Below are 16,272 nucleotides of genomic sequence, written 5' to 3'. Positions count from 1 at the left end.
AGGGGACGATCACTTCGCCGATCCGGAGCTTCTGCGCCGGCCGGCATGGAAGCGCGCCTTCTTCTGACGGTTTCCGCAGGTGTTCATGTCGCACCATCTGCGCGTACGGCTCCGGCTGGTGTCGAAGAAGGCGGCCCGGCAGGTCGGTGACGCGCACAAGGCCAACGTTCCGTCCCGCTCACCGGAGATGACGCTGATCGCGTCGGCGGCGATCACGCCGAGAGCGTCTTCCACGCGGCCAGCTGAGCTGAGCTGCCACCGCCGCTCGCCCTCGGGTGTCAGGATCGCCGCGGCCCGACCGTGAGTGCTGCGGTCGTTGATGAGGCGGACGGCGGAGGCCGGAAGGGCTTCCTGGAGTGCGGCCGCCGTCGCGGCGGCGTGGACCGACTCCCTCAGCTCCCGCGCGAGGTCGAGCTGAGCTGTGGTGCAGGAGTCCACGGCGAGGCCGCTCACCGCCAGCCAGTCGACAAGTCGATGAGGCGTCGGAATGCGCTCCACGGCACTGCCATGACGCTCCGACAGGGTCCCCGTGAAGCTGGTCGCCAGCACCTTGCCGAGGCGGAAGTCAGGGAACTCAACACGCATGGAACCACCATAGCCGGTTGCGACGTTGCTCGGAGAACTGCTAGAACCGTCTTAGATGGTTCTCAACGATCCGTAGCCGTTCCATGGTGGCCAGGAGGTCCGATGCCCCGTCCGACCAGCGATGTGCAAACGTTTCGAACCCACGCCGACGATGCCGACCTCGACGATCTGCGCGCGCGACTGGCCGCGGCGCGACTGCCGGAGGCCGAGACGGTCCATCACGCAGCGCCCGGCCCGCGCCGGTGGGATCAGGGCGTTCCGCTCGCCGACCTCGTCGATGTCGTGGACTACTGGCGCACCGGGTACGACTGGCGGTCGTTCGAGGAGCGCCTCAACCGCGTCGGCCAGTTCCGTACGGCCATCGATGACCTGCGCATCCACTTCCTGCACCGCCGATCCGCGCGCGCGGACGCGACCCCGCTGATCCTCACGCACGGCTGGCCGGGCAGCATCGTCGAGTTCATCGATGTGGTGGACGAGCTGGCGGATCCCAAGGATCCGGACGCACCGGCGTTCCACGTCGTGGCCCCGTCGCTCCCGGGATTCGGCTACAGCGACAAGCCGGCCACCACCGGCTGGGGAACCGAGAAGATCGCGGCCGCATGGGTGGAACTCATGGGACGGCTCGGCTACAGCAGGTTCGCGGCCCACGGAGGCGACTGGGGAGGCAACATCACCACGGTCCTCGGCGGCAGGTTCCCGGCACACGTCCTCGGCATCCACTCGACGTTCGCGCAGGCGCCGCCCGGGCTGCCGACGGACGGGCTGACGTCCGTCGAGCGCAGGTGGACCGAGGAGACCCGTCACTTCTGGCTCCACCGCGCGGCGTACGCGAAGCAGCAGGCGACCCGACCGCAGACCATCGGCTACGCGCTCGTCGACTCACCGGTCGGGCTTCTCGCCTGGATCCTCGACAAGTTCGCCGAGTGGACGGACACCGACGACAGCCCGTTCGCATCCGTCTCCATGGACAGCGTTCTTGACAACGTCACCCTGTACTGGCTGACACGGACCGGAGCCTCGGCGGCGCGCATCTACTACGAGAGCCACAACTCGCTGGACCCGGAACTCCGGGTCGACGTCCCGTCGGCGATCACCATGTATCCCCGCGACATCGAGAAGTGCCCGCGCCCTTGGGCCCAGGAGCGGTACCGGAACATCGTCCGATGGGAGGAGCCCGAGAGCGGCGGACATTTCCCGTCGCTGGAGGTTCCCGAGTACTTCGTCAAGGATCTCCGAGCAGGCCTCGCGGCAGTGCTGGCCGCCGACCGGTGAACGTGGTCCGCTGAACGCCGCCCGTTGATCCGGCCCCCGATCACCGCTGCCCCGCGCTCCTGAGGTCAGCAGGCCCGGCTGACGGCCCACCGTGGGACAATCACCCTGTGACGCTGGAGGACCTCGTCCGGCTGCGCCGGGCCCGTGACCGGATGGACCGTGAGTACGCGGAGCCGCTCGACGTGCCGGCGCTGGCGCGTGGTGCGCTCATGTCGCCGGGCCACTTCTCCCGCAGCTTCCGTGGAGCGTACGGCGAGAGTCCGTACAGCTACCTCATGACCCGCCGGATCGAGCGGGCCAAGGCGCTGCTGCGCCGCGGCGACCTGTCGGTGACGGAGGTCTGCTTCGCGGTCGGCTGTACCTCGCTCGGGTCCTTCAGCTCCCGCTTCACCGAGCTGGTCGGCGAGAGCCCCAGCGCCTACCGGGCGCGGCCGCACGAGGAAGGTGCCGCCATCCCGGCCTGTGTCGCCAAGATCCACACGAGACCGGTCAGGAATGGAGAAGCGAAAGCACCGCCCCGTCCGTAGCGTGAACCCCATGGAAATCAAGCTCGCACAGACCTTCATCGCGGTCGACGACCACGACAAGGCGCTCACTTTCTACCGGGACGTTCTCGGCCTGGAGGTACGCAACGACGTCGGGTTCGAGGGGATGCGCTGGGTCACGGTCGGCTCCCCGGCGCAGCCGGACGTGGAGATCGTCCTCGAACCGCCGCTCGCCGACCCCAACGCCCCGGCCGCCGACAAGCAGGCCATGGCCGAGCTGCTCGCCAAGGGCCTGCTGCGCGGTGTCATCTTCTCCACCGACGACGTCGACGCGACGTTCGAGCGCATCCGCGCCGCGGGCGGCGAGGTGCTCCAGGAGCCGATCGACCAGCCGTACGGCGTCCGCGACTGCGCCTTCCGCGACCCGGCCGGGAACATGCTGCGCTTCAACCAGCCGCGCAAGGGCTGACGCCCGCCGATGGACCGGTTCCGCCGTCGCGCGGAACCGGGGCGGACGAGAAGAGGACGTACTGTTCGAGCCTGGTGAGACCGAGCCGGGGCCGCCGGAGACGGACGTGAGCGGCGGCGGCCCCGCGCGACAGATGGAGAGACGATGAGCAAGGCCGGAAAGACCGGATCGCAGTCGGCCGCGCAGCCGGTGGCCGACAGCCACGAAGTGATCCGGGTGCACGGGGCGCGCGAGAACAACCTCAAGGATGTCGACATCGAGATCCCGAAGCGCCGGCTGACGGTGTTCACCGGGGTCTCCGGCTCCGGCAAGAGCTCGCTGGTGTTCAACACGATCGCCGCGGAGTCGCAGCGGCTGATCAACGAGACCTACAGCGCCTTCGTCCAGGGCTTCATGCCGACGCAGGCGCGGCCCGAGGTCGACGTACTCGAAGGGCTGACCACGGCCATCATCGTCGACCAGCAGCGACTGGGCGCCGACCCCCGCTCGACCGTCGGCACCGCCACCGACGCCAACGCGATGCTGCGCATCCTCTTCAGCCGGCTCGGCAAGCCCCACATCGGCTCGCCCAACGCGTTCTCCTTCAACGTGGCCTCGGTCAAGGCCAGCGGCGCGATCACGGTGGAGCGCGGCGCCGGTACCAGAACGGAGAAGCAGACCTTCACCCGTACCGGCGGCATGTGCGTCCGCTGCGAGGGCCGCGGCACGGTCTCCGACATCGACCTGACCCAGCTGTACGACGACACCAAGTCGATCGCCGAAGGTGCGTTCACCATCCCCGGCTGGAAGTCCGACAGCTGGTGGACCGTGCGGACCTACGCCGAGTCGGGCTTCCTCGACCCGGACAAGCCGATCCGCAAGTTCACCAAGAAGGAGATGCAGGACTTCCTCTACCGGGAGCCGACCAAGGTCAAGGTCGAAGGCGCCAACCTCACCTTCGAAGGGCTGATCCCCAAGATCCAGAAGTCGTTCCTCTCCAAGGACAAGGAGGCGATGCAGCCGCACATCCGCGCCTTCGTGGAACGCGCGGTCACCTTCACCACCTGTCCCGAGTGCGAAGGCACCCGGCTCAGCGAGGGCGCGCGCTCCTCGAAGATCAAGAAGATCAACATCGCCGACGCCTGCGCGATGCAGATCAGCGACCTGGCCGAGTGGGTGCGCGAGCTGGACGAACCCTCGGTGGCGCCGCTCCTCACCGCACTCCTCGGCACGCTCGAATCGTTCGTGGAGATCGGCCTCGGCTACCTCTCGCTCGACCGGCCCTCGGGCACGCTGTCGGGCGGCGAGGCGCAGCGCGTCAAGATGATCCGCCACCTCGGCTCCTCGCTCACCGATGTCACCTACGTCTTCGACGAGCCCACCATCGGCCTGCACCCGCACGACATCCAGCGCATGAACGACCTGCTGCTGCGGCTGCGCGACAAGGGCAACACCGTCCTCGTCGTGGAGCACAAGCCGGAGGCCATCGCCATCGCCGACCATGTCGTCGACCTCGGGCCCGGCGCCGGCAGCGCGGGCGGCACCGTCTGCTTCGAAGGCACGGTCGAAGGACTGCGGGCCGGCGGTACGCTCACCGGCCGCCACCTGGACGACCGGGCCGTCCTCAAGGAGAAGGTCCGCACACCCTCCGGCACGCTGGAGATCCGCGGCGCCTCCGCCCACAACCTCAGGGATGTCGACGTCGACATCCCGCTCGGCGTGCTCTGCGTGGTCACGGGCGTCGCCGGTTCCGGCAAGAGCTCGCTCATCCACGGGTCGATCCCGGCCGGCGAGGACGTCGTCTCCATCGACCAGACCGCGATCCGCGGCTCGCGCCGCAGCAACCCGGCGACGTACACCGGGCTCCTCGAACCGATCCGCAAGGCGTTCGCCAAGGCCAACGGTGTGAAGCCCGCCCTGTTCAGCGCCAACTCCGAAGGCGCCTGCCCCACCTGCAAGGGCGCCGGCGTCATCTACACCGACCTGGCGATGATGGCGGGCATCGCCACCGTCTGCGAGGAGTGCGAGGGCAAGCGGTTCGAGGCCTCGGTGCTCGACCACCACCTCGGCGGCCGCGACATCAGCGAGGTGCTCGCCATGTCGGTGGACGAGGCCGAGACGTTCTTCGCCGAAGGCGAGGCCCGCACGCCCGCCGCGCACAAGATCCTCACCCGCCTCTCCGACGTCGGCCTCGGCTACCTCCGCCTCGGCCAGCCACTCACCACGCTCTCCGGCGGCGAGCGCCAGCGGCTGAAGCTCGCCACCCACATGGGTGAGAAGGGCGGTGTGTACGTTCTCGACGAGCCGACCACCGGTCTGCACCTGGCCGACGTCGAGCAGTTGCTCGGGCTGCTCGACCGGCTCGTCGAGTCCGGCAAGTCCGTGATCGTCATCGAGCACCACCAGGCGGTCATGGCGCACGCCGACTGGATCGTCGACCTCGGTCCCGGCGCCGGACACGACGGCGGCCGCATCGTCTTCGAGGGCACCCCGGCCGACCTGGTCGCCGACCGCTCGACCCTCACGGGCGAGCACCTCTCGGCGTACGTCGGCGGCTGACGGAAGTGCTTCACGGGGCCGGAGGACGACCTCCGGCCCCGAACCGGTCCTCCTGGCTCAGGACGGCCGGTCGCGGTGGACCCACGACGGGACCTCGGGAACATCCGCGTCCCACGCCCGCGGCTGCTCGGGCTCCGGCTGTGGCGGCGGTGGTGGCGCAGGCGGGAGTACCGGTTCCGGCTGTGGCTGCGGCGCAGGCGGGAGTACCGGCTCCGGCTCCGGCTGCAGTTCCGCGACGGCCGGAGGTTCGGGCTTCGGTGCCGCGCTGTCGTACAGCTCCTCGATCACCGTGAACCGGCAGTGGAAGCTCTGCCAGGCCCCGTCCAGGACCAGCACGAACCCGTCGCGCTCCCGGTAGAGCCTCCGGCGCTTCGGGCTGGCCGGATGCACCGGCCGGTACGCCTCGGCCCGCTGCCGCAGGACCTCCAGCGTCTCCTCGCGCGTACCGTCCACATGGTCCATGACACCGGACGACCAGACCCGGCGCTGGCCGCCGAGCCCGAGGTTCTGCTCCACCAGCAGCCCCCACCTCGGCATAGTTCCCCCGCTCGTCGATCGCTCCGCCGTGCCGCGGCGGCTCTCCGTCCCGGAAGGCCTCGCGTCGTACCATTGTTCCTGATCTTGTTACGCAGTCCGGCACCGCCCGTACGCCCAGACGTCGTCCGGCAGTGCCGTCCCGCCGCGTACCGGCTCCGCCGGGAGGCCGCCATACTGGACGGGCCGGGGAGGGCGCGCGGGCAGTGGCGGTGAACGACGGGGGCGAGAAACGGGAGATGGCGGACACCAAGCTGATCCAGAGCCGGTACCGGCTGCTCGATCTGATCGGGCGCGGCGGCATGGGCGAGGTGTGGCGGGCGCGAGACGAGTCGCTGGGCCGTCTGGTCGCCGTCAAGTGCCTCAAGCCCATGGTCCCGCAGCACGACCAGGCCTCCACCCGCATCCTGCGCGAACGCTTCCGCCGCGAGGCCCGGGTCGCCGCCTCCCTCCAGCACCGGGGCGTCACGGTCGTTCACGACTTCGGCGAGCACGATGGCGTCCTCTACCTCGTCATGGAGCTGCTGGAGGGTCACAATCTGAGCCAGCTCCTGGAGGAGAACCAGCAGCGTCCGCTCCCCGTCGACCATGTCGTCGACATCGCCGAACAGGTCGCCGACGCGCTCGGCTACACGCACCGTCAAGGCATCGTCCACCGTGATCTGAAGCCCGCCAACATCATGCGGCTGACCGACGGCACGGTGAAGATCTGCGACTTCGGCATAGCGCGCCTCGGCCACGACATCGGCGTCACCTCCCGCCTCACCACCACCGGCATCGCCATGGGCACTCCGCACTACATGTCGCCCGAGCAGATCGGCGGGAAGGAGGTCGACCACCGCAGCGACCTCTACTCGCTCGGCTGTGTGCTGTACGAGATCGCCACCGGCGTACCGCCGTTCGACCTGGACGACGCCTGGGCCGTACTCGTCGGGCACCGCGACACCCAGCCCGAACCGCCGCGCACCCATCGCGCCGAACTCCCGGGCTTCTTCGACCGTGTCGTCCTGGACCTGCTGGCCAAGGCGCCCGACGAGCGGCCCGCCGACGCGGGCGACCTGCGACGCCGGATCGTGCTCGGCCGCACCGGCGGACAGGCGGTGACCGGCCTCGCGTACCCGTTGACCTGCCCGCCCGACGCCACTCCGCCCGCCGCCATCCGTCCGGGCTCCGAACTGCCTTCCTGGGCGCGAGACATGACGCCTGGACACAAGGCCACCGCCTCCCTGAACCCACGGGCCGTCCTGGCCGACCCCGCCGCGGGACTGACCGGCCGCTGGACCACCGCGAAGCCCACCGCCACACCCGCCGGCACCGACGACTCCACCGGCCTCCGATCCGTCCCACCCGCCCGGTCCGCCCTCGCCTCCGGGCTGCTCGCCGATCTCGCCGGCCGCCACAGCGCGGGCGTCGACCTGGGGCGGCTGGGCCGGTGGGAGGAGGCGGGCGAGGTGCACCGCGCGGTCGCCGCCGAGCGCGAGAGCGTGCTCGGCCCCGACCATCCGGACACCCTCGCCAGCCGGTACGAGGTCGGCCTCACCCTCAGCCGCACCGGCCGGGCCGCCGATGCGCTGCGCGAGTTCGGCCAGGTCGCCGCGGGCCGCGAACGCGTCCTGGGCCCCGACCATCCGCAGACCCTCGCCGCCCGGCAGCAGACCGCCCATGTCCTCGGACAGCTCGGCCGCCACTTCGAAGCCCATCAGGTGTACGCGGCGGTCCTGGCCGCCCGGACCCGCTCGATGGGCCCCGACCATCCGGAGACCCTGCGCTGCCGCCACAATCTGGCGTTCAACCTCAGCCGCCTCGGACGGCCCGAGGAGTCGTGGCAGCTGGCCACCCAGGTGGCCGACGACCGGGCCCGGCTGCTCGGCGCGACCCACCCCGACACGCTCGCCACCCGATACGAAGTCGCCTACACCCTGGGCCGGTTGGGCCGCTGGGCGGAAGCGCTGGAGACCTACCAGGACGTGGCCCGCGCCCGCGCCGCCACCCTCGGCGCCAACCATCCCGACACTCTCGCCGCCCGCTACGAGGCCGGTATCAGCCTCGGCCGGCTCGGCCGCAGCGCGGAGGCCCTGGAGCTGTACCGGGGCCTGGTCGCCGACCGTACGCGGGTGGGCGGACCGTCCGACGCCGAGACGCTCCGCGCCCGCCACGGCCTGGGCGTCAACCTGGGACGGATGGGCCGCTGGGAGGAGTCGCTCGCCGAGGCGCGTGACGTGTGTGCCATCCGCGGGCGCACGCTCGGCGCCGACCACCCGGACTCCGTGACCAGCTGCCGCGAGGTCGCCGTCGCCCTCGGCTGGCTCGGCCGGTGGACCGACGCCCTCACCGCCTACCGGCAGGTCACCGAGGCACGCCGCCGGGCCCTCGGCCCCGACCACCCGGAGACCCTGGCCGCCCGCCACGACGAGGCGCACTGCCTGGACCGGCTCGGGCGGAAGGAGGAGTCCGCCGAGCTGTTCCGCACGCTCGCCGCCCACCGGGCCCAGAACGCGCTGCCGCCGCACTGAGGCCCTGAACGGGTCCCTGCTTGCGGAAGCCGCACTCCGAATGAGCTCCTGCCTGCGGAAACGGGCCCCGGACCGCTGGCCGGAGGACAGCCCTCCATGTTACGAAGGTGCATGCCCGCACCTGAACTGTCCTCTCCGCACCCCGGCGCGCCCGCCCGAGGCCGCTACGACGCCGTCATCGTGGGCGGCGGCCACAACGGTCTGGTCGCCGCCGCCTACCTCGCCCGCGCCGGACAGTCCGTCCTCGTCCTGGAGCGCCTGGACACCACCGGCGGAGCGGCCATCTCGACCCGCCCCTTCGCCGGCGTCGACGCACGCCTCTCGCGCTACTCCTATCTGGTCTCGCTGCTGCCGCGGAAGATCGTCCAGGATCTCGGCCTCGCCTTCGCCGTACGGAAGCGGACCGTGTCCTCGTACACGCCGGCCGTCCGCGACGGACGTCCCACCGGGCTCCTCGTCGGCGGCGACCGGACGCGGGCGTCGTTCGCCGCGCTGACCGGCGGCGAGCGCGAGTACGAGGCGTGGCAGCGCTTCTACGCCATGACGCGGCGCGTCGCCGAACGGGCCTTCCCGACCCTCACCGAACCGCTGCCCGAACGGGAGGCGCTACGGGCCCGGATCGACGACCCGGAAGCCTGGCGGACGCTGTTCGAGGAGCCGATCGGCGTGGCCGTCGAACGCGACTTCAGCGACGACCTGGTCCGTGGCGTGGTGCTGACCGACGCACTGATCGGCACCTTCGCCGACGCACACGACGCCTCGCTCCTCCAGAACCGGTGCTTCCTCTACCACGTGATCGGCGGCGGAACCGGCGACTGGGACGTCCCCGTCGGCGGCATGGGCGCCCTCACCGACGCGCTGGCCGGGGCCGCCCGTGCGGCGGGCGCCGAGATCCGCGTACGGCACGAGGCGGTCCGGATCGAGACCGACGGCACGCACGCCGAGGTCACCGTCCGCACACCGGACGGCGAACACGTCGTCGCCGCCAGCCGGGTGCTGGTCAACGCCTCACCGCAGGCGCTCGCCGCCCTCCTCGGCGAGACCCCGCCACCGCCGGCCGAGGGCGCCCAGCTCAAGGTGAACATGCTGCTCACCCGGCTCCCGCGCCTCCGCGACCGGTCCGTCGACCCCCGGCAGGCCTTCGCCGGTACGTTCCACATCGCCGAGGGGTACGGGCAGTTGGCCGACGCCTACCGGGAGGCGGCGGCCGGCCGGCTGCCCGCCGCACCGCCGTCCGAGATCTACTGCCACTCGCTGACCGACCCCTCGATCCTCGGCCCCGACCTCGCCGCGCGCGGCTACCAGACCCTCACCCTCTTCGGCCTCCACACCCCGGCCCGCCTCTTCGCCGCCGACAACGACACCACCCGCGCCGCCCTGCTCAAGGCCACCCTCGCCGAACTGGACGCACACCTGGAGGAGCCGATCACCGACTGCCTGGCCCGCGACGAGAACGGCGAGCCCTGTATCGAGGCCAAGACCCCGCTCGACCTCGAACGCGATCTGCGCCTGCCCGGCGGCCACATCTTCCACCGCGACCTCTCCTTCCCGTACGCGACCGAGGCGACCGGCACATGGGGCGTGGAGACCGCTCACGCCAATGTCCTGCTCTGCGGAGCGGGCGCGGTGCGCGGCGGTGGCGTCAGCGGAGTGCCCGGCCACAACGCGGCGATGGCGGCCTTGAGTTAGCCGCTAGCGCAGGTGCCGGCGCTCGACGGCGGCGGCGATGGCCGTGTGGCCCGCGGGCCCCGGATGGAGGCCGTCGCCGCTGTCGTACGCCGGCAGCAGCCGCGAGGGACGGTCCGGGTCGCGGAGTGCGGCGTCCACGTCGACGACGGCGTCGAAGATCCGCCCGGTCCGTACGGCCTCGTTGACCCGTCGGCGTACCGCGTCCTGCTCCGGCGTCCACCGCGTCCACCCCTCGAACGGCGCGATGGTGGCGCCCACCACCCGCAGCCCGGCGGTCCGGGCGCGCAGGGCCAGTTGGCGGTACGCGGCCGCCATCCGCGACGGGTCGCGCTCGGCGGGCACGTGGTGGAGGTCGTTGACGCCCAGGTGCACCAGGAGCGTCCGCAGCCCCGGCAGTGACAGGACGTCCCGGTCGAAGCGGGCCTGCGCGCTCGGTCCGAAGCGGTCGCTGTCGAGCAGCAGCCGGTTGCCGCTGATGCCGAGGTTGGCGACAGCGGAGCCGGGCACTCGGCGCGCCAGCTGGTCGGGCCAGCGCAGGTCCGCGTCGTCGGGTGTGCCGGAGCCCTCGGCGATGGAGTCGCCCAGCACGGCGATGACCGGGCCCCGCGCTCCGGTCGTCTCGACGCCGGTGAGGAGGAGGACGGACCGGGTGCGGATGGTGTCGACGGTGTGCCAGGCATGGGTGTTGCGGTGGAAGGAGAGCGGGCCGGTGGGGCCCGGGAGGCGCGTCTCGACGGTCAGCAAGGAGCCGTCCTCCACCCGGAGGTCTTCCACCGGGTCGCTGGTGAGGGTCGCGCCGGCCGCCAGCCACCCTTGCGGCCGTCCGGCGAAGGTGACCGGCCGGCCGTCGGCCGTCACCGGGCCCACCAGCACCGGCGCGGTCCCGAAGGCGTGCGCGTACCGGAGTCTGACCTGTCCGCCCGCCGAGAGCCGTAGCCGCGTGGTGCAGAGCCCGTCGGTGAGTCCGGCGGACGCGAGCGGGTCGTCCGCCGTGGGCGCGGTCTGCGCGGTGGCCCAGGAGGTGGTCCACGGCGTGGCGGGGCGCGGGCGGGAGGCTTCGCGGTGACCGGCCGCCCGCGCGTCCGGGGCGGCGAGGGCCGCGGTGATCCCGGTGGCCGCCGCGTACAGCAGACCTCGCCTCGCCGTCGCGGGAGCCCGGCCGGTCACGGGGAGGGCGGCGGTGCGCGGGACGGTGCTCATGGGGTGGGCCTCCTGGTATCGGCCCTGGGAACGCGCACGCGGACCGGCGCCCGGGCCGACCCGAGCGGGGGACCCGGTGACGTCCAACAGCCCCTGGACGGAACGGTGCTGCCATTCTGTCGGCAGCCGGCGGCGCGCGACAGCCCACCACGCGGCGCGCCGCCCGCCCCGCCGCTCAGTCGGCCGACAGCACCCAGCCCGTCGCCGCGATCCGGCCCGCGTCCCGGGCCCGGTCGGAGTCGAAGACCGCGGCGGCGCCGTCCCGCACCCGCAGGGAGTCCACGTACGCGCCGCGTCCCACGTACAGCTGGTCCGTGGTGTACCGCCACCGCAGCCGCACGCTCGTGCCGCGCCACGCCGACAGGTCCGCCTCCAGCCGGTGCCACACCCGCCCGGACCAGCCGGAGACCCAGCCTTCCGGATGCGGCTGAGGTTCCGGCCGGTGGTGGCCCGGGCCCACGGTGGTGAACGGCACCGGCCGCCACTCCTGGCCCGCCGACGCCTCCAGCACCAGCCGGTCGGAGCCGGGCTCGGCGTCCCACCACAGGGCGCACTCCAGCCGGGAGCGCGCGGAGGCCAGGGGGAGTGCGGGCAGGGTGAGCGTGGCGGTGGACGCGCTCGCCATGCCGGAGAACCAGGCCGTACGGCCCCGCTCCGGCCGGACCGGCACCGCCCGCGCCAGCTGGTTGGCTGTCGCCACCCGGGGCGCGCTGCCCGAGCGCCAGCTCCGTACGGGATGGACCGAGTTGCCCAGCACGATCAGGAACGTGTCGGTCGACGGGTCGAGCACCAGGCTGGTCCCGGTGAAGCCGGTGTGGCCCGCCGAGCGCGGAGTGGCCATCGCGCCCATGTACCAGTGCTGGTAGAGCTCGAAGCCGAGGCCGTGTTCGTCGCCGGGGAAGGCGGTGTTGAAGTCGGTGAAGAGGAGGTCGACGGAGTCCTCGGAGAGGATGCGGGCGCGGCCGTAGACACCGCCGTTGAGCAGGGTGCGAGCGAGGACGGCCAGGTCCCAGGCGCAGGAGAAGACCCCGGCGTGACCGGCCACGCCGTCGAAGCCGTACGCGTTCTCGTCGTGCACCTCGCCCCAGACCAGGCCGCGCTCCAGGCCGGACCACGGGAGCCGGGCGTCCTCGGTGGCGGCGATCTTCGGCTTCCAGGAGGCAGGCGGGTTGTAGCGCGTGCGGTGCATCGAAAGCGGAGCAGTGATCTCGTCGTGGAGCAGGCGATCCAGAGTGCGGCCGGTGATCTCTTCCAGGATCAGTTGCAGCGAGATCAAGTTGAGGTCGGAGTAGAGGTAGGCGCTGCCGGGTGTGCTCGCCGGAACCTCGTTCCAGAGCATCCGGAGCTTTCCTTCCCGGGTCGGCTCCTGGTAGAGCGGGATCCAGGCCCGGAAACCCGAGGTGTGCGTGAGCAGCTGACGGACCGTGACGGCCTGCTTGCCGCCGCCCGCGAAGTCGGGAAGGTACGAGGCCGCAGTGGCCTCCAGCTCCAGCGCGCCGCGCTCGATCTGCTGCACCGCCAGGATCGACGTGAACAGCTTGGAGATCGAGGCCAGGTCGAAGACGGTGTCCTCGGCCATCGCGATCTGCTGCTCCACCGGGAACTCCACGCCGGTGTCCGTGCTCTCGTCGTACGCCGCGTAGCGCACCGCGTGGCCGACCGGCCGGTGCAGCGCGACCGTTCCGCCCCGGCCGGCGAGCAGCACCGCGCCCGCGTACCAAGGGTGCTTCGGCGAGTCGGCGAGGTACGCCTCCGCCTCCCGGACGAGCTGGTCCAGCGGCCCTTGGAGCAGCCCGGCACGTGTGGCGCTGCCGCGCCGCAGCGTGGGCCGGCGCTCAGGCCGATGCGCCTCCGATCCCATGCCCGCTCCCGTCTGTGCCGCCACCGTGCCCGGCGCGTCCCGCTCGGCCGCCGCCGCCAGAGGGATCGGCGCCAGCGCGAGCGCGCCGCCGAGCGCCAGTATCCCGCCGCCCAGCCTCCGCCGGCCGATGCCGCTCCCGTTCCCTCGCGGCTCCTCGCCCCCAGCCGTCTGCCCGTCTCCTCTCGGCTCCCCGACGCCCGCCGTGTCCCCGTTCTCCGCCGCGTACCCGGTCATCCGCAACCCCTTCCCGTGCCCGGAACGGCCGCCGGGCCGATCCCCGTGCGACCGCTACGGCGCGAAAGTAACTTCCGAAATCTCGCCGAGCAGTGAAAGTTCCTGCCGCCGCAGAGGTTACTGTCGCCTCCGCCGTCCCGTACGCCTCCGGGCCCGCAAAGAATCTGACACTGCATCAGGAAATCTCTTCCCTCGGCCGAACGGCTGCGGCATCCTGCCGCCCATGGAGACGGAGCTGAGCAGAGACCTGGGCATCGAGCACGCCATCTTCGGCTTCACGCCGTTCCCCGCCGTCGCGGCGGCCATCAGCAGAGCCGGCGGCTTCGGCGTGCTCGGCGCGGTCCGCTACACCGATCCGCGCGAGCTGGCCCGCGATCTGGACCGGCTGGACAAGCTCGCCGACGGCAGGCCGTACGGACTCGATGTCGTCATGCCGGCCAGGAAGGTGGAAGGCGTCACCGAGGCGGACGTCGAGGCGATGATCCCGGACGCGCACCGAGGCTTCGTCCAGGACCTGCTGACCCGCCACGGTGTGCCCGGACTCGCCGAAGGCGAGGCGAGCGGCTGGCGGATCACCGGCTGGATGGAGGAGGTCGCCCGAGGCCAGCTCGACGTGGCCTTCGATTACCCCATCACGCTCCTCGCCAACGCCCTCGGCTCCCCGCCAGCCGACGTCATCGACCGCGCCCACGCCCACGGCGTCCTCGTCGCCGCCCTCGCCGGAAGCGCCGAACACGCCCGCCGCCACGCGGCCGCCGGCATCGACGTCGTCGTGGCGCAGGGCTACGAGGCGGGCGGCCACACCGGCGAGATCGGCTCCATGGTGCTCGTCCCCGAGGTCGTCGAGGCCGTCGCTCCGCTGCCCGTGCTCGCCGCCGGAGGCATCGGCAGCGGCGAACAGGCCGCCGCCGGACTCGCCCTCGGCGCCCAAGGCGTCTGGCTCGGCTCCCTCTGGCTCACCACCGAGGAGGCCGACCTCCACTCGGAAGCCCTCACCCGCAAGCTCCTCGCCGCCGGCTCCGGCGACACCGTCCGCTCCCGCGCTCTCACCGGGAAACCCGCACGCCAGCTCCGTACCGCATGGACCGACGCCTGGGACGACCCGGCCGGACCCGGCACCTTGCCCATGCCGCTCCAGGGCCTGCTGGTGGCGGAAGCCGTCTCCAGGATCCAGAAGTACGAGGTCGGTGAGCTGCTCGGCACGCCCGTCGGTCAGATCGTCGGCCGGATGGAGACCGTACGCAGTGTGCAGGCGGTCGTCGACGACCTGACGCGCGGCTTCGAACGGGCCGTCACCCGCATCAACCACATCGCCGGAAGGAGCGCCACGTGAACCAGCCGCCCAACGGTTTCTGGGCCCAGGCCGCCGCCGATCCCGACCGCGCCGTCCTCGTCGCGCCCGACGGCGAGGAGTGGAGCGCGGGCCGACTGCACGCCGACGTCAACCGCATGGTCCACGGACTGCGCGCGGCCGGGATGAACGAAGGCGACGCGTTGGCCGTCGTCCTGCCCAACGGCACCGCACTCCTCACCGCCCACCTCGCCGCCTCGCAGGCCGGCTTCTACCTGGTGCCGGTCAACCACCACCTCGTCGGCCCCGAGATCGCCTGGATCGTCGCGGACTCGGGCGCCCGCGTCCTCATCACCCACGAACGCTTCGCCGCCGCCGCGACCGCAGCCGCAGACGAGGCCGGACTCCCGGAGAGCCACCGCTACGCCGTCGGCGCGGTCCCCGGCTGCCGCCCGTACGCCGACCTGCTCGACGGCCACCCCGTCACCCCGCCCGAGAACCGCACGCTCGGCTGGGTCATGAACTACACCTCGGGCACCACCGGCCGGCCGCGCGGCATCCGCCGACCGCTGCCCGGCAAGCTCCCGGAGGAGACGTACCTCGGCGGCTTCCTCGGCATCTTCGGCATCCGGCCCTTCGACGGCAACGTCCACCTGGTCTGCTCGCCGCTCTACCACACAGCAGTGCTCCAATTCGCGAGCGCCGCTCTCCATACAGGACACCCGCTCGTCCTCATGGACGGCTGGTCGCCGGAGGAGATGCTCCGCCTCATCGACATCCACCGCTGCACGCACACGCACATGGTCCCGACGCAGTTCCACCGACTCCTCGCGCTGTCCGACGAGGTCAGGACCCGTTACGACGTCTCCTCCATGCGCCACGCCATCCACGGGGCCGCACCCTGTCCCGACCATGTGAAACGCGCCATGATCGACTGGTGGGGGAGCTGCGTCGAGGAGTACTACGCGGCCAGCGAGGGCGGCGGCGCGTTCGCCACGGCCGAGGAGTGGCTGAAGAAGCCCGGCACGGTCGGCAAGGCCTGGCCGATCAGCGAACTCGCCGTCTTCGACGACGACGGCAACCGGCTGCCGGCCGGTCAACTAGGCACGGTCTACATGAAGATGAGCACCGGCGGCTTCAGCTACCACAAGGACGAGACCAAGACCCGCACGAACCGCATCGGCGACTTCTTCACTGTCGGCGACCTCGGTGTGCTGGACGCGGACGGCTATCTCTTCCTCCGCGACCGGAAGATCGACATGATCATCGCCGGTGGCGTGAACATCTACCCCGCCGAGATCGAGTCCGCCCTGCTCACCCATCCGGCCGTCGCGGACGCCGCCGCCTTCGGCATCCCGCACGCCGACCGGGGCGAGGAGGTCAAGGCGGTGGTCGAACCGGCCGAAGGGTACGAGGCCGGGGACGCGCTCGCCGCCGAGATCCTCGCGCACTGCGAGCAGCGGCTCGCCGGCTACAAACGGCCCCGCTCCCTCGACTTCATCGCCGCCATGCCCCGCGACCCCAATGGCAAGCTCTACAAACGGCGGCTGCGCGAACCGTACTGGGAAGGGCACCAACGGCCCTTGTAGAGAGGCCGG

General features: G+C 71.8%; 12 protein-coding genes. 8 read left to right on the top strand and 4 right to left on the bottom strand.

What is annotated here, in order from left to right; genetic code table 11:
- Positions 1-9: 9 nt before the first annotated feature.
- On the bottom strand, positions 10-585 hold the full coding sequence (locus ABZ267_RS08695) for a CGNR zinc finger domain-containing protein (protein ID WP_356750749.1): 576 nt from the start codon (positions 583-585) through the stop codon (positions 10-12).
- 102 nt (positions 586-687) lie between these two features.
- Between ABZ267_RS08695 and ABZ267_RS08690 the strand changes: the two genes are divergently transcribed.
- From ABZ267_RS08690 to ABZ267_RS08675, 4 genes are all read left to right on the top strand, one after another.
- Positions 688-1,860: an epoxide hydrolase family protein gene (locus ABZ267_RS08690; protein WP_356750747.1), complete on the top strand. Its 1,173-nt coding sequence runs from the start codon at positions 688-690 to the stop codon at positions 1,858-1,860.
- 107 nt (positions 1,861-1,967) lie between these two features.
- Positions 1,968-2,387, top strand: a complete 420-nt coding sequence (locus tag ABZ267_RS08685; protein ID WP_356750745.1) for a helix-turn-helix transcriptional regulator — start codon at positions 1,968-1,970, stop codon at positions 2,385-2,387.
- Between the two features lie 10 nt (positions 2,388-2,397).
- Positions 2,398-2,814, top strand: coding sequence for a VOC family protein (locus tag ABZ267_RS08680; RefSeq protein ID WP_028417068.1), 417 nt, complete (start codon positions 2,398-2,400; stop codon positions 2,812-2,814).
- Between the two features lie 144 nt (positions 2,815-2,958).
- The gene (locus tag ABZ267_RS08675) at positions 2,959-5,352 is read left to right on the top strand and encodes an excinuclease ABC subunit UvrA (RefSeq protein WP_356750743.1); all 2,394 of its coding nucleotides are present in this window, start codon (positions 2,959-2,961) and stop codon (positions 5,350-5,352) included.
- 57 nt (positions 5,353-5,409) lie between these two features.
- On the opposite strand, the gene ABZ267_RS08670 is transcribed toward ABZ267_RS08675, so the two are convergent.
- Positions 5,410-5,889 carry a hypothetical protein gene (locus tag ABZ267_RS08670; protein WP_356750741.1) on the bottom strand — a complete coding sequence of 160 codons (480 nt, stop codon included), beginning with the start codon at positions 5,887-5,889 and terminating at the stop codon, positions 5,410-5,412.
- Positions 5,890-6,125: 236 nt separating this feature from the next.
- Between ABZ267_RS08670 and ABZ267_RS08665 the strand changes: the two genes are divergently transcribed.
- Together ABZ267_RS08665 and ABZ267_RS08660 are read left to right on the top strand one after the other, a co-directional pair.
- The gene (locus ABZ267_RS08665) at positions 6,126-8,399 is read left to right on the top strand and encodes a serine/threonine-protein kinase (protein WP_356750739.1); all 2,274 of its coding nucleotides are present in this window, start codon (positions 6,126-6,128) and stop codon (positions 8,397-8,399) included.
- A 111-nt stretch (positions 8,400-8,510) separates the two neighbouring features.
- Positions 8,511-10,088 (top strand): NAD(P)/FAD-dependent oxidoreductase, encoded by a 1,578-nt coding sequence (locus ABZ267_RS08660; RefSeq protein WP_356750737.1) that lies wholly within the window; start codon positions 8,511-8,513, stop codon positions 10,086-10,088.
- Positions 10,089-10,091: 3 nt separating this feature from the next.
- Here the strand turns inward: ABZ267_RS08660 and ABZ267_RS08655 are convergent, their stop codons facing one another.
- Both ABZ267_RS08655 and ABZ267_RS08650 read right to left on the bottom strand, forming a co-directional pair.
- Positions 10,092-11,255, bottom strand: coding sequence for an SGNH/GDSL hydrolase family protein (locus ABZ267_RS08655; RefSeq protein WP_356750821.1), 1,164 nt, complete (start codon positions 11,253-11,255; stop codon positions 10,092-10,094).
- A 208-nt stretch (positions 11,256-11,463) separates the two neighbouring features.
- Positions 11,464-13,383 (bottom strand): serine hydrolase, encoded by a 1,920-nt coding sequence (locus tag ABZ267_RS08650; protein ID WP_356750735.1) that lies wholly within the window; start codon positions 13,381-13,383, stop codon positions 11,464-11,466.
- 223 nt (positions 13,384-13,606) lie between these two features.
- Between ABZ267_RS08650 and ABZ267_RS08645 the strand changes: the two genes are divergently transcribed.
- A complete protein-coding gene (locus ABZ267_RS08645) occupies positions 13,607-14,716 on the top strand; it encodes a nitronate monooxygenase (RefSeq protein WP_356750733.1) in 1,110 nt (369 codons plus the stop codon).
- A complete protein-coding gene (locus ABZ267_RS08640) occupies positions 14,713-16,263 on the top strand; it encodes an acyl-CoA synthetase (RefSeq protein ID WP_356750731.1) in 1,551 nt (516 codons plus the stop codon). The genes ABZ267_RS08645 and ABZ267_RS08640 overlap by 4 nt, the downstream gene beginning before the upstream one ends.
- Positions 16,264-16,272 lie beyond the last annotated feature (9 nt).

Origin of the sequence: Streptomyces sp. NPDC006174 (genome assembly GCF_040614075.1) — a bacterium.
In the GTDB taxonomy this organism is placed as follows: Bacteria; Actinomycetota; Actinomycetes; order Streptomycetales; family Streptomycetaceae; genus Streptomyces.
The sequence above is the reverse complement of the archived record's forward strand: the minus strand, read 5'-3'. Positions and strand labels throughout refer to the sequence as shown.